The 12,818-nt window shown below is 56.6% G+C and carries 12 protein-coding genes; 7 read left to right on the top strand and 5 right to left on the bottom strand.

Annotation, left to right across the window (positions count from 1 at the left end):
- Nucleotides 1-104 precede the first annotated feature (104 nt).
- Genes D5085_11315 through nadC form a run of 3 tightly spaced genes read right to left on the bottom strand, consistent with a single transcriptional unit; the run spans nucleotide 105 to nucleotide 2,895 of the window.
- The gene (locus D5085_11315) at nucleotides 105-752 is read right to left on the bottom strand and encodes a YihA family ribosome biogenesis GTP-binding protein (protein ID QEP43658.1); all 648 of its coding nucleotides are present in this window, start codon (nucleotides 750-752) and stop codon (nucleotides 105-107) included.
- Nucleotides 703-2,004: a nucleotide sugar dehydrogenase gene (locus tag D5085_11310; protein QEP43657.1), complete on the bottom strand. Its 1,302-nt coding sequence runs from the start codon at nucleotides 2,002-2,004 to the stop codon at nucleotides 703-705. The genes D5085_11315 and D5085_11310 overlap by 50 nt, the downstream gene beginning before the upstream one ends.
- 27 nt (nucleotides 2,005-2,031) lie before the next feature.
- Nucleotides 2,032-2,895 carry a carboxylating nicotinate-nucleotide diphosphorylase gene (nadC, locus tag D5085_11305; protein ID QEP43656.1) on the bottom strand — a complete coding sequence of 288 codons (864 nt, stop codon included), beginning with the start codon at nucleotides 2,893-2,895 and terminating at the stop codon, nucleotides 2,032-2,034.
- 125 nt (nucleotides 2,896-3,020) lie between these two features.
- Here nadC and ampD point away from each other — a divergent pair, with 125 nt between their 5' ends.
- Genes ampD through mtnA form a run of 6 tightly spaced genes read left to right on the top strand, consistent with a single transcriptional unit; the run spans nucleotide 3,021 to nucleotide 10,164 of the window.
- A complete protein-coding gene (gene ampD, locus D5085_11300; protein ID QEP43655.1) occupies nucleotides 3,021-3,560 on the top strand; it encodes a 1,6-anhydro-N-acetylmuramyl-L-alanine amidase AmpD in 540 nt (179 codons plus the stop codon).
- A 12-nt stretch (nucleotides 3,561-3,572) separates the two neighbouring features.
- Nucleotides 3,573-4,412, top strand: a complete 840-nt coding sequence (locus D5085_11295; GenBank protein ID QEP43654.1) for a hypothetical protein — start codon at nucleotides 3,573-3,575, stop codon at nucleotides 4,410-4,412.
- Nucleotides 4,413-4,414: 2 nt separating this feature from the next.
- Nucleotides 4,415-5,002 carry a histidine phosphatase family protein gene (locus D5085_11290; GenBank protein ID QEP43653.1) on the top strand — a complete coding sequence of 196 codons (588 nt, stop codon included), beginning with the start codon at nucleotides 4,415-4,417 and terminating at the stop codon, nucleotides 5,000-5,002.
- Between the two features lie 21 nt (nucleotides 5,003-5,023).
- A complete protein-coding gene (locus tag D5085_11285; protein QEP43652.1) occupies nucleotides 5,024-7,660 on the top strand; it encodes an aminopeptidase N in 2,637 nt (878 codons plus the stop codon).
- Between the two features lie 18 nt (nucleotides 7,661-7,678).
- Nucleotides 7,679-9,091, top strand: coding sequence for a hypothetical protein (locus tag D5085_11280; protein QEP43651.1), 1,413 nt, complete (start codon nucleotides 7,679-7,681; stop codon nucleotides 9,089-9,091).
- A 14-nt stretch (nucleotides 9,092-9,105) separates the two neighbouring features.
- Nucleotides 9,106-10,164 (top strand): S-methyl-5-thioribose-1-phosphate isomerase, encoded by a 1,059-nt coding sequence (gene mtnA, locus D5085_11275; GenBank protein ID QEP43650.1) that lies wholly within the window; start codon nucleotides 9,106-9,108, stop codon nucleotides 10,162-10,164.
- Here mtnA and D5085_11270 read toward each other — a convergent pair.
- Nucleotides 10,109-10,849 (bottom strand): 3-deoxy-D-manno-octulosonic acid kinase, encoded by a 741-nt coding sequence (locus D5085_11270; protein QEP45140.1) that lies wholly within the window; start codon nucleotides 10,847-10,849, stop codon nucleotides 10,109-10,111. The genes mtnA and D5085_11270 overlap by 56 nt on opposite strands.
- Here D5085_11270 and D5085_11265 point away from each other — a divergent pair.
- The gene (locus D5085_11265) at nucleotides 10,753-11,916 is read left to right on the top strand and encodes a lipopolysaccharide heptosyltransferase family protein (protein ID QEP43649.1); all 1,164 of its coding nucleotides are present in this window, start codon (nucleotides 10,753-10,755) and stop codon (nucleotides 11,914-11,916) included. The genes D5085_11270 and D5085_11265 overlap by 97 nt on opposite strands.
- On the opposite strand, the gene miaA is transcribed toward D5085_11265, so the two are convergent.
- Nucleotides 11,869-12,816: a tRNA (adenosine(37)-N6)-dimethylallyltransferase MiaA gene (gene miaA / locus D5085_11260; protein ID QEP43648.1), complete on the bottom strand. Its 948-nt coding sequence runs from the start codon at nucleotides 12,814-12,816 to the stop codon at nucleotides 11,869-11,871. The two genes, D5085_11265 and miaA, sit on opposite strands and share 48 nt — an antisense overlap.
- Between the last annotated feature and the right edge of the window lie 2 nt (nucleotides 12,817-12,818).

Here is a 12,818-nt window from a genome sequence, read left to right as displayed (position 1 = left end):
CCTGCGAGGGTAGATAGAGATCCCCTTTCGCCCCGCACCCGGCTACCCCCAATCCCAATCCCAACCACAAAAGGCTCCACACGATTAGACGCCGTCCCATGCCATCACTCCTCCTCCATCACTAACCACTGATCGAGCCGCTGCTGTAGCCGCTCCACCCCCTCCCGTTTTAACGCCGAAAAGAGTTGTACTGAGGCGTCCGACTCAAGTAGCCCTAACGCCTTATCGACCTGTAACAGAGTGGTTTTGGCCGCTCCCCGCTTCAGTTTGTCCGCCTTGGTTAACAGAATATGGGCCGGCACTTGGCTCTGCTGGCACCATTGCAACATTAATTGATCGTCATCTTTTAGCGGATGGCGACAATCCATCACCACCACCACCCCTTGCAGCGATTGCCGTTGTGCAAAGTAACCTTCGAGTAGGCGGTGCCACTCCCGTTTCACCTGCGCGGGCACTTTGGCAAAGCCGTAACCGGGCAGATCGACTAAGCGGCGACTCTCATCAAGGCCAAAGTAGTTGAGCATTTGGGTGCGGCCGGGTGTTTTACTGGTGCGGGCTAGACTCTTCTGCTCGGTCAGGGTATTAAGAGCACTCGATTTACCGGCATTAGAGCGGCCGGCAAAGGCGATTTCGTAACCGTTATCTTCGGGTAGCTGTGGTAGCTGATTGACACTTAGCATAAAGCTCGCCTGACGATAGAGATTAGGCTTTAACAATATGTGGCTCCGGTTGGCGATAGACTCCCCGAGCATCGATAATAAGCGAGGCGTGGGAGCGAATCAGTTCATAATCAAAACAGTCGTGATCGGTGGCGATGACCACCGCATCGACGCTAGCTAGCATCGCTGCGGTTAAGGGGGTATGGGTTAACTCAAAGTGGTAGCGGCGCATCGGAGGAAAGTGGGGCAGATAGGGATCGCTATAGCTCAGCTTCGCCCCGAGCTGCTGTAGCTGCGCCATCATCGCTACCGCCGGCGATTCGCGCATATCGTCAATATTCTTTTTGTAGGCGATGCCAACGATCAAAATATGGCTGCCGTTTACCGCCTTACGCTGTCGGTTCAGTCCGAAGACCACTTTATCGACCACCCACTGCGGCATCGCATGGTTCACCTCACCGGCTAGCTCGATAAAACGGGTATTCACACCGTACTCCCGCGCTTTCCAAGTTAAGTAAAAGGGATCGATGGGAATACAGTGCCCCCCTAATCCCGGCCCAGGGCGGTAGGGGACAAAACCAAACGGCTTGGTCGCTGCCGCATCGATCACCTCATGAATGTCGATTCCCATCCGATCGGCCACCATCTTCATCTCATTCACCAACCCGATATTGACCGCACGATGGATATTCTCCAACAGCTTGCTCATCTCTGCCGTTCGGGTAGAGCTAACCGGCACCACCCGATCAATCACCTGCTGGTAGAGGGCGATACCGACCTCTAAGCAGGTCGGGGTGACCCCGCCGACCACTTTAGGGATGGTGCGGGTAGTAAAGTTAGCATTGCCCGGATCTTCGCGCTCAGGGGAGTAAACTAGCGCCATAGTCTCGCCAATGCGCCAGCCCGCCTCGACTAGCAGCGGCTGCAAAATCTCCTCTGTCGTCCCCGGGTAGGTGGTACTTTCGAGCGCAATGAGCTGCTGTGGCCGCAGATGGGGCAACAGATTGGCCATGGTCGCGGTAATAAAGCTCAAATCGGGCTCCATGTGCTCCCCTAACGGCGTCGGCACACAGATTAAAAGGGCATCGCACTCGCTCGCCCCATTAAAGTCGGTGGTGGCGTGAAAACCGTGCTGTGCCGCCGCTATCTGTGCTCCGCTGATGTGGTTTAGATAGGTCTCGCCACGATTTAGCCGCTGCGGTTTTTTCGGATCGGTATCGAAGCCTATCACGCGAAACCCCGCCTCGACAAAACGCAGCAGTAGCGGCAGCCCGACATAGCCTAAACCGACAATACCGATAGTCGCCTGTCGCTGCTCTATTTTAGCTAATAGCTGTTTCAACAGTGCCCCCTCTCTGACTCTCTATAACGCTCAATTCAGCCTCATCGATAGATCGACCGGCTCCACCTGCTTCGTAATCGCCCCGACCGAAATATAGCGCACCCCTAGCGCGGCAATGGCCGGTAACTGCTGCAGCGTCACCCCGCCGGAGACCTCTAGCTCGGCCGCGCCTGCGGTTATCGCTACCGCCTCAGCGATCAACTCAGGCGACATGTTATCGAGCAGAATCCTTTGACAGCCGCTATCGAGCGCCTGCTGTAGCTCCTGTAGCGTCTCCACCTCGATCTCAATTAACACCTCAGGGTAGCGCTGCTGCGCTCGGGTGATTGCAGCGGCAATAGAGCCGGCAGCGGCGATATGGTTCTCTTTAATCAAAATGGCATCATAGAGCCCAATACGGTGATTTTTACCCCCGCCACAGAGTACGGCATATTTTTGCGCTAACCGCAGCCCCGGTATCGTTTTTCGGGTATCGAGAATATCGACCGCCGGATTGACACGATGGGCCTGCTCGACAAAGCGCCGCGTTAAACTCGCTACCCCCGATAGAAGCTGCATAAAGTTGAGCGCTGTCCTTTCGGCCGTGAGCAGCGCTCCTGCAGGGCCACGCAGCCTCGCAAGTTCGCTCGCCCCCGCCACCGACTCGCCATCAGCCACCCACCACTGCTGCTCAATTGAGGCGTGACACTGATAGAAGGCCGCTTTAGCCCAAGGAATACCGCACAGAGTCGCACTATCGCGACAGAGAATCGTCGCCTCCACCACCTCCTCTCCAGAGATTAGCTCGGCGGTTAAATCGCCGCTACCAATATCTTCGGCTAGCGCTGCCGCCACCTGCTGCTCAATCAGCAGCGGTGAGAGATACGCTGGGAACTGTGATCCCTCTGACTGCATCGACTCCTCCTTAACCGCTATGTTATCTGGTTATTTAATGCCGTTTTAGGGTAATATACCCAAATCGTGACTTAAACACAGAAAAATTTCACCCCTACTACCCAATTTAGCCTCGGAGTCCATTATTGCCGCCCTCTCTGCTGACCGCAGCTCGCTACTGCGCCTCACCTAACCAGAATCGTCGCCCCGATCCGGAAGATGTGTCACTACTGGTGCTACACGCCATTAGCCTCCCCCCGGGCGAGTTCGGCTCTAGTGCTATAGAGCAGCTCTTTACCAACACCCTCACACCCTCTGATCACCCCTACTTTCCCCCCCTCGCCGAACTGCGGGTCTCTAGCCACCTGCTAATTCGTCGCGATGGCGAGCTGGTGCAGTTTGTGCCGTTTGACCGCCGCGCTTGGCACGCTGGCCACTCCTGCTATCGCGGTCGCCGTCACTGTAACGACTTCTCCATCGGCATTGAACTAGAGGGTGACGAGCGGCACCTCTTTACCGAGCCACAGTACCAACAGTTATTCGATACCACTCGTTGGCTACTCGACCACTTCCCTCGATTGAGCCCCCACCACATCGTTGGCCACGCCGACATCGCCCCAGCTCGCAAAACCGATCCGGGGCCGATGTTTCACTGGTGGCGACTGCGCCAAGCCCTTACCCCCTAACTAGGAGGCTATATGATCCTTATCGCCCTGCTACTGGCGCTGATTATTGAGCAGTTTCGTCCCGATTTTGTCCCCGATCGCTCGCTCGCGTGGTTTGATAACGCCTTCATACGCCTAAGGCGCTACCTCCCCACTCAATGGGCCGGCCCCGGGGCGCTAGTCTGGCTGCTGCTACCGGCGGCCCTGCTAACTCAGGTGCAATCGGAGCTACCTTGGTGGCTGCTACTGCCGCTCACCACCTTTATTGTGCTACTCACGATAGGTGATCGCGATCTACAGCCGCTAGGTGAGGCGTTTGTCCACCACTGGGAGGCGGGAGAGCGACAGCAGAGTCGCACCGTCATCGCGCCGCTCTTAGGGGGAGACGCGCCAGCCCCCCCTCCCGACTTGGTACGACAGCTATTTCAAACGCTAATTATCGAGTCGCAGCAGCGCTTTTTTGGCCCTATTTTCTGGCTCACCCTACTCGGCCCGGCCGGGATGATGCTCTACCGCTGCTCTCAGATCACTCTGCACCACTTTGAACCACCCGACTCGGCACCACAGCTACTCTGGCGGTTACTTAACTGGCCGGTAGCCCATCTAACCGCCTTCGGCTACGCCATCTGTGGCAGTATGGGCGATATGTTGCCGCAGTGGCGCCAACAGCCGAAGGGGCTAGATCAGAGTCATGAGTTACTATTTGTCAGCGCTAGCGCTGCCCTACAGCTAGGCGAGGCCCCCTTTAACGGCCCGGAGCAGCAGCTAGCCGAACCGATTGCTAAGCTCTTAACTCTGCTGCGATACAGCCTAGTGCTAATGGTAATCGGAGTGGGGCTCTTTACTCTCCTGCAACTTCTCTGGATACTATAATCATGATAGCAACCACAATCATTGACATTATTCGCCACGGCGAGCCCGAAGGGGGGCGCAAATATCGCGGCCACATGGATGATCCTCTCAGCGACAAGGGGTGGCAGCAGATGCGTGCCGCCGTTGCCGGTCGCCGCGACTGGGAGCAGATATTTACCTCCCCCATGCGCCGCTGCTACGACTTCGCGACCGAATTAGGTCAGCAGCTTAAAGTACCGGTCACCCCCATTGAGCAGCTCAAAGAGATCAGCTTTGGTAGCTGGGAGGGGTATCGTGCAACCGAATTGGAGGCGAGCGATCCGGGCATCATGGCGCGATTTCGCCACGATCCGCTCCACCAGCGCCCTGAGGGGGCGGAGCCGCTACCCGACTTTATCGCCCGTATCGAACAGGGGTGGCAACAGCTCTGCGATCAGGCACAGGGGCAGAGGGTGCTGTTAGTCGGCCACGCCGGCCAGATACGAGCAGTGCTCCATCTTTTACTACAGATCCCCCTCTCCCACCTCTATCGTTTTAATATTGCCAACGCCGCGATGCTACAAGTGACCCAAAAACCCGACTATCCGCCCCAAGTGCAGTTCTACACCTAAAGAGAGTTCGATATTTAACCTATGAGCCACACTGAACCAACCCCCATCTATCTTAAAGATTACACGCCTCCCCCCTACACGATTACCACCACTGAACTGACGGTGGAGCTAATACCCAACGCCACCCGGGTGAGAAGTCGTCTCCAACTCCAGCGCCAGAGAGCCGGCGAACACGACGCGCTGCAACTCGATGGGGAGGAGCTAAAGCTCATCTCGCTAGCGATTAACGGTGACAAACTCTCTGAGGCCGACTACCATCTCAACGAGAGCGGTCTGCTGCTACTCAACCCCCCCGCCCACTTTATCCTAGAGAGTGAGGTGGAGCTAAACCCTGCGGCAAACGCCGCCCTCGAAGGGCTCTACCTCTCCTCCGGTAACTTCTGCACCCAGTGCGAGGCAGAAGGGTTTCGGCGCATTAGCTGGTATCTAGATCGCCCCGATGTGATGGCCACCTTCACCACCACCCTTATCGCCGACCGAGACCTCTATCCGGTACTGCTCTCTAACGGTAACTGTATCGACCAGCAGCACCTAGATCACAATCGCCACCAGGTCACATGGCACGATCCTTTCCCAAAGCCGAGCTACCTATTTGCGCTAGTCGGTGGCAATCTAGTTGAAGTAGCCGACAGTTTCACCACCTGTAGCGGCCGCGAGGTGGCGATTCGCTTCTATGTCGAACCGGGGAATGAGGGGAAGTGTGATCACGCCATCGCGTCCCTAAAACGGGCGATGCGCTGGGATGAAGAGCACTACGGACGCGAGTACGATCTCGATATCTATATGGTCGTCGCCGTCAACGACTTTAATATGGGGGCGATGGAGAATAAAGGGCTTAACATCTTTAACTCCCGCTATGTGCTCGCTAACCCCGAAACCGCGACCGACAGCGATTTTGACAGCATTGAAGGGGTGATTGCCCACGAATATTTTCACAACTGGAGCGGTAATCGGATCACCTGTCGCGACTGGTTCCAACTCAGTCTAAAAGAGGGGTTCACCGTCTTTCGTGACCAGCAGTTTAGCGCCGATATGAGTCAGGCTGCCGTCAGACGAATAGAGAGCGTGCGTATGCTACGAACCTACCAGTTTGCCGAAGATAGCGGTCCGATGTCCCATCCGGTTCGACCCGAATCGTATGTCGAAATTAATAACTTCTATACCCTAACTGTCTATGAGAAGGGGGCAGAACTCATCCGCATGCTCCACACCCTACTCGGAGCAGAGCGCTTTCGCAAAGGAACCGATCTCTACTTTAAACGCCACGACGGTCAGGCGGTCACCTGTGACGACTGGCTAGAGGCGCTAGCCGATGCTAACGAGCTCGATCTCAGCCCCTTTTTAAGCTGGTATCACCAAGCCGGTACCCCCACTGTCACCGTTAAACGAGACTACGATCCACAACAGGCGACCCTCACCCTCACCCTCAGCCAACAGCTCCCCCCAGCCGCCGATGGTCGCCCTAAAGCGCCCCAGCCGATCCCGATCCGCTGTGGCCTCATTGGCGCCGAGGGTCAACCGATCGCACTCCAACTAAGCCAAGAGGGCCAAGAGGGGGGCGGTCAAGAGGAGCAGTTACTGCTATTAGAGCAGTTTGAGCAAACCTTTACCCTCTACCATGTCCCCCCCAACACCACCCCCTCCCTACTACGCCAATTCTCCGCGCCTGTTAAACTCCACTCCGGCGCCTCAGCGGCAGAACTTGCACAGCTAATGGCCTGTGACACAGATGAGTTTAACCGTTGGGACGCCGGCCAGCAGCTAGCTGAACAGGTGCTTCTCAATCGTTACCATCACCGACCGCAGGGCGATATCGATACCAACTTTAGCGCCGCCTACCAGAGGCTACTCGACTCCGAACTCGACGAGAGCTTTAAGGCCGATGCCCTCACCCTGCCCGATATTCTCTACCTAATGGAGCGGGTCGAGGCCGTAGAGCCGCTACGGCTCTTTACCACCCTGCGCCAGCTACAACAGCAGCTAACAGAGGAGAACCACCCCCGCCTGCTACAGCTCTACCAGCAACGACAGCAAGATCGCCGTCGCTACACCCTCAATGCCGCCGAGATAGCTCGGCGCAAGCTAAAAAATCGGCTCCTCTCCCTACTCGCCGAAACCGAAAGCGAGCAGATATTCGAGCTCGCATGGCAGCAGTATCAGCAGGCCGATAATATGACCGACGCCATTAGCGCCCTCGGCGTACTCGTCCACCACCTAAACCGCTATCGCGATGAGGCGCTTAACCACTTCTACTGCCGCTGGCAAAACGAGCCGTTAGTGCTCGATAAGTGGTTTGCCATTCAGGCGACCGCCCCATTAGAGCAGACCCTAGAGGATGTGAAACGGTTAAGTCAACGAGGCGATTTTTTATGGAAAAATCCCAACAGGGTCAGATCACTCGTCGCTAGCTTTGCGATGCGCAATGTGGTGGCGTTCCATACTCCCGGGGGGAGCGGCTACCAATTTGTGACCGAGGTAGTGAGCGAACTGAACCGCTTTAACCCCCAAATTGCCGCCCGCCTAGTCACTCCGCTAACCCAGTGGCGGCGCTACACCCCCACCATTCAACAACAGATGCAGCACTGCCTACAGCAGCTACTTGAGCTACCTAACTTATCACGCGATCTCTACGAAGTCGTGCACAAAAGTCTAAACTAAGCGAACATATCAGAGGTAATGATCATGCCATATCGAACTCTCCGTCTCACCACAGCTATCACCGCCGCTCTACTGCTTCCGACCACGCTACAAGCCGGCATCCTCTCCTCGCTCCACCCCCGAGCGATGGCAATGGGAGGGGTCGGCATCGCCCTACCCGATCCGGCTCTCTCGCCACTCATTAATCCCGCTGGCTTAGCCCTCATCGAAGCCGATGACACTGTGTCAGTTGCCCTACCCCAATTCGGAGTTAAGGTTTACGACCCCGACTCGATGCTCGATACCATCGATCGACTACAGGGCGATAACGATAACGGCACGATTCAAGCGCTAGCTGACGCTATCGACCGAGCGAACCAATACAGCACGCGGACGATTTTAACCGAAGAGGCATTTACCGAAGCGGCGGCTGCCTATGATGATATTGCCCTGAAAGGGGAGGTTGTTAATCGGGATCTCATCCAACTCGACAGCGCCCCCCTATTTGCTGATCTGGCCGCAACAGTCGCCCTAGCCGTCCCCTCACCTAGCTGGGGTTATGCACTCCATCTCGGTGCCGGTGGCCGTGTTGGAGGCTATCTACTCTATCGGGATGCCAACACATTCGACAATCTATTAGACGATGTAGGTCTCTTTGCTAACTGCCTTCGTAGCGCCCCCTCAAACAACGCCAGCACGATTATCGACGCCTGTAACAATCAAAACTACACCTACATTAATCCAGCGGCTACCGAGGTTGACGATATTATGAAATTTGATACCGACGACGATATTAAAAGCGAAATCAATGCCCGTGGCTATCTCATTAGTGAGATCGGTGTCTCGCTCGCCAACCAATATATCTTCAACGGCCGCCAAGTCGCCATCGGCATCACCCCCAAATCTTGGCAAGTCTCTGCCATTCACTACCGCGCCACCGTCCAAGATGGCGATTTCGACAGCGATACTCTCGACAGTGATGACTATCTGGCCGAACATAACGCTTTTAATCTCGATTTAGGGATGATGATGCCTCTTGATGATCAAATCACCGTCGGTGTCGCGATCCAGAATCTCATTCCACAATCGTTTGACTACTTTAACCAGACCCTGCCAGCGGGTGTCAGCCCCGGCTCGCTAGAGATAGATCCGATGATAACGGCCGGTATCGCCTATAGAGGCAACGGCTACACTCTGGCCGCCGATCTCGATCTAACCGAAGATAAGGGCTTTGAGGGGCTCGATGGCAGCCGAGTGCTGGGATTAGGTGGCGAAATTAACGGCTGGCGTTATGTGCAACTTCGGGCCGGCTATCGTACCGATCTTAGTCAAAGCGGCCGCGACAGCCTCTCCTTAGGGCTCGGGTTACGCATCGGGCTTGAACTCGATCTCGCTGCCGTGGCTAGCGATAACGAGCTCGGTGGTGCGATGCGGCTCGGCTTTGGCTGGTAGGGGCTATCCAGATCATGGCCACCGTAGAACCGATCCGCTGGCATAACCGCCAGCTACACCTGCTTGACCAGCGCCTTCTGCCCCAGCAGATCCGCTATAACAGCTATGACACCGCCCTAGAGGTTGCCGCGGCGATTACCACCATGGTGGTGCGCGGGGCACCCGCTATCGGAGTTAGCGCCGCCTATGGAGTGGTGCTCTCGGCACAGCAGCACGGCGATAATCGTGACGCGATAGCGGCCGATATCGCCCACCTCGCCAAGGCTCGCCCGACCGCGATTAATCTCCACTGGGCACTACAGCAGATGCAACAGCGGCTAGAGTCTGGCGCTACGATAGATGAGCTAACTGCCGCCGCCATTCAGATTCATGCCGACGATATCGCCGCTAATCGCAAAATGGGCGAGCTAGGGGCGGCGCTCATTGAGACACCATCGACTGCCGTCTTAACCCACTGCAACGCCGGGGCTCTGGCCACCGGCGGCTATGGTACCGCCTTAGGGGTGGTGAGACGGGGCTATAGCGATGGCAAAATCTGCCAGCTCTACGCCGATGAGACGCGCCCTTGGCTCCAAGGGGCGCGGCTAACCGCGTGGGAGATGGTACAAGAGCAGATCCCAGTCACTCTTATCGCCGAAGGGGCGGCCGCTAGCCTGATGCAGCAGGGCAACATCGGCTGGGTCATTGTCGGCTCCGATCGCATTGTCGCTAACGGCGATGTGGCTAACAAAATCGGCACCTACCCTCTGGCCATTATCGCCCGCCACCACGGGGTCAAATTTATGGTGGTCGCCCCGACCTCCACTATCGACATGAGTCTGGAGAGCGGCAGCCAGATCCCGATTGAGCAGCGTAGTAGCGATGAGCTACTCACCTTAGCGGGGCAGCCGATGGCAGCTCTCGGCGCTGAGGGCTGGAATCCGGTCTTTGATGTCACCCCAGCGGCATTGATTGATGCCATTGTGACCGAAAAGGGGGTCGTCGAGCAGCCTAATAGGGAGAAGATGGCTCGGCTGTTTACGGCAGCTCCCGCTGATACCCCTCTAGCAGCGCCTGCCAATGTTTTGGTGTAAAGCGAAAATCGGGCTGCTGTCGCTGCCATTTAAGCAGTGAGCGCAGCAGTCGTTGCAAATTGGCCTGCTGCCAGCGACGCGCCGGTCGGCGTAGCTGGCCGCGATCAAAATCGATTAGCCAGATCTTCTGCTCGCTATCAAGCAAGATATTGCGCCCATTCAAGTCGGCGTGATAGACCCCTCTGCGGTGAAAGCGGGCGAGGGTAGCTCCAATCTCTCGCCATAACTCATCGGCTAGTGTTGTGGTACAGAGGTGATCTAACAGCGGCGTCACCTCTGGCAGTGCCAGCGTTGCTAAATCGCCCCGCCACCAGAGGGCGTGGTGGCGCACTAGCTGTAGCGCGACCGGTCGGGGCACCGGCAGCGCCCAGCGCCAGAGCTGGTGCAGCAAGTTAACCTCTCTCACCGGACGACTGCGCTGCCAACCCGTATAGAGGTAGTTATCACCCAATAGCGGCGCCATCCCCCCCCCACGCAGATAGTGGCGCACCACCACAATCTGCTCCTGAAAGCGAATAAAGCGAGCCGAACCCCGTCCGCTCGCGGTCGCGATCACCTCTTGCGATCCGGATGCAAACAGAGGCGTTAATGGGGTCGAAAAGAGCGTGCCATCGAAAGCAATCGTTGTATCATAGCGGTTTTGAAGCCGCCAATTGTCAGGAAGCTGCTGTGTCACGACTCCCATTCACCTCCCCTCCCCGCCATCTCTGCCTGGTGCGCCTCTCGGCACTGGGCGATATTAGCCACACGCTGCCACTGCTGCGACGCTTGCAGCAGCAGTGGCCTAAGTGCCGTATTAGCTGGATTATCGGCAAAACAGAGTATCAACTGGTTAAATCGATTGCTGAGGTTGAGTGGATTGTATTTGATAAAAAAGGGGGCTGGCGGAGCTATACCTCGCTCTGGCACCAGCTTCAACACTATCAATTTGATGCTATCCTCCATCTACAGATGTCGATTCGCGCCAGCCTGATTGTGGCGCGTCTTAATAGTCCGATTAAACTCGGGTTTGATCGCCAACGCGCTAAAGATATGCAGTGGCTCTTTACCAATCATACCATCGCTTACCGACCACGGCAGCATGTCGTGGAGAGTCTGCTCGAATTTGCCACCGCACTAGGGGTAGCCCCCTCGTTAGCCCCCCTCCAATGGCGGCTACCCATCGGTGCCGATGCGGCCGCATGGTTTACCTCGTTAACCCTACGGCCACTCGCTACACAGCCGTTAGTTGTCGTCAGCCCCTGCGCTAGCAAAGCGCAGCGCAACTGGCTCATTGATCGCTATGCTGCGGTTATCGACCATCTACAACACCACTACGGTGTTCAAGTGGTTTTAAGTGGCGGCGGTAGCGACACCGAACGACACTACGGTGAGGCGATTAGTCGGCTCTGTACGCTAACACCGCTCAATCTGATTGGTCAGACCTCAATTCAGCAGCTACTCTACCTGCTAGCGCAAGCGAGTGTCGTTATCGCCCCCGACTCCGGCCCAGCCCATCTAGCCACCGCAGTCGGTACCCCCGTCATCGGCCTCTACGCGGCGACCAATCCCGATCGCGCCCGCCCCTATTTAAGCCAGCAATGGCTAGTCAATCGCTATCCTGAGGCGGTAGAACAGTTTTTAGGACGACAGCCACATAAGGTGCGCTGGGGTCAACGGGTCAACCACCCTGAGGCGATGGCACTCATTAGCGTCGCTGAAGTGTTAGCACGATTTGAGCAGTTGTCGCAGACAGCGCTCCACTATCGATAGCGCCTCTCCCTTGACGCTAGCTGAACTGCTATCGAGCCAGCAACCATCCTTCATAGATCGCATCCATGTCATCTGCCGTTTTGCCAGTTGCCGAGTCGCAATCGTGCCTCGCTCCACCATCTCACCGTGGCTTAACCCGCCTTGCAGATAGTCCCAAACCTGACGATAGCCGACACAGCGCATCGAGGGGTTAGCAGGTGAGAGATCACCGCGTTGATAGAGCTTTTCAACCTCCGCCACCAACCCCTGCTCGATCATAGCGGCAAAGCGGGTGGCAATGCGCTGATGTAACAGACTACGGTCGAGATCAAGCTTCAATTTACAGTAAGTTATGTGTGGCACCCTAGCGGACGACTCCCGCCACAGCGCTGTCATCGGTCGGCCACTCAATAGAGAGATCTCTAATGCCCGTAACAGTCGTTGCGGATCGTTAGGGTGAATCTGCTCTGCCGCCAAGGGATCGAGCCGCTGTAGCTGCTGATGCAGCGCTAGGGCTCCCTGCTGCTGCAACTGCTGTTGGAGCTCTGCCCTTAACTCGGCATCGGCCGCAGGTAGCTGCGCTAACCCCTGCTGCAACGCCCTAAGGTAGAGCATCGTTCCGCCGACCAAAATCGGCATCTCTCCTGCCTCCCAAGCCGCACACATCGCCTGTGAGGCATCGGCCACAAAACGGGCCGCAGAGTAGGCCTCAGCCGGATCAAGAATATCGATTAAGGCGTGGGGGTGTTGTGCTAGCTCAGCGGCGCTCGGCTTTGCAGTACCGATATCCATGCCACGATAGATTTGCGCCGAATCGACACTAATCAGCCGACCGCCAAGCTGATCACTCAGCCAGGTCGCTAGCGCCGTCTTGCCACTAGCGGTCGCGCCGGTGACAATGAGTGCTGCTGCCGGTTGCATAC

The sequence above is a fragment of the Ectothiorhodospiraceae bacterium BW-2 genome (assembly GCA_008375315.1).
Taxonomy (GTDB): domain Bacteria; phylum Pseudomonadota; class Gammaproteobacteria; order Thiohalomonadales; family Thiohalomonadaceae; genus BW-2.
Note: the sequence above shows the minus strand (reverse complement) of the source record. Positions and strands in the feature narration are given on the sequence as shown.

What these genes read in the sequence shown, in the direction of transcription:
- D5085_11315 (QEP43658.1), bottom strand. Translation starts at nt 752, where the DNA reads ATGCTCGGGGAGTCTATCGCCAACCGGAGCCACATATTGTTAAAGCCT.
- nadC (QEP43656.1), bottom strand. Translation starts at nt 2,895, where the DNA reads ATGCAGTCAGAGGGATCACAGTTCCCAGCGTATCTCTCACCGCTGCTG.
- D5085_11295 (QEP43654.1), top strand. Translation starts at nt 3,573, where the DNA reads ATGATCCTTATCGCCCTGCTACTGGCGCTGATTATTGAGCAGTTTCGT.
- D5085_11290 (QEP43653.1), top strand. Translation starts at nt 4,415, where the DNA reads ATGATAGCAACCACAATCATTGACATTATTCGCCACGGCGAGCCCGAA.
- D5085_11285 (QEP43652.1), top strand. Translation starts at nt 5,024, where the DNA reads ATGAGCCACACTGAACCAACCCCCATCTATCTTAAAGATTACACGCCT.
- D5085_11280 (QEP43651.1), top strand. Translation starts at nt 7,679, where the DNA reads ATGATCATGCCATATCGAACTCTCCGTCTCACCACAGCTATCACCGCC.
- mtnA (QEP43650.1), top strand. Translation starts at nt 9,106, where the DNA reads ATGGCCACCGTAGAACCGATCCGCTGGCATAACCGCCAGCTACACCTG.
- D5085_11265 (QEP43649.1), top strand. Translation starts at nt 10,753, where the DNA reads ATGGGGTCGAAAAGAGCGTGCCATCGAAAGCAATCGTTGTATCATAGC.
- D5085_11270 (QEP45140.1), bottom strand. Translation starts at nt 10,849, where the DNA reads ATGGGAGTCGTGACACAGCAGCTTCCTGACAATTGGCGGCTTCAAAAC.
- miaA (QEP43648.1), bottom strand. Translation starts at nt 12,816, where the DNA reads ATGCAACCGGCAGCAGCACTCATTGTCACCGGCGCGACCGCTAGTGGC.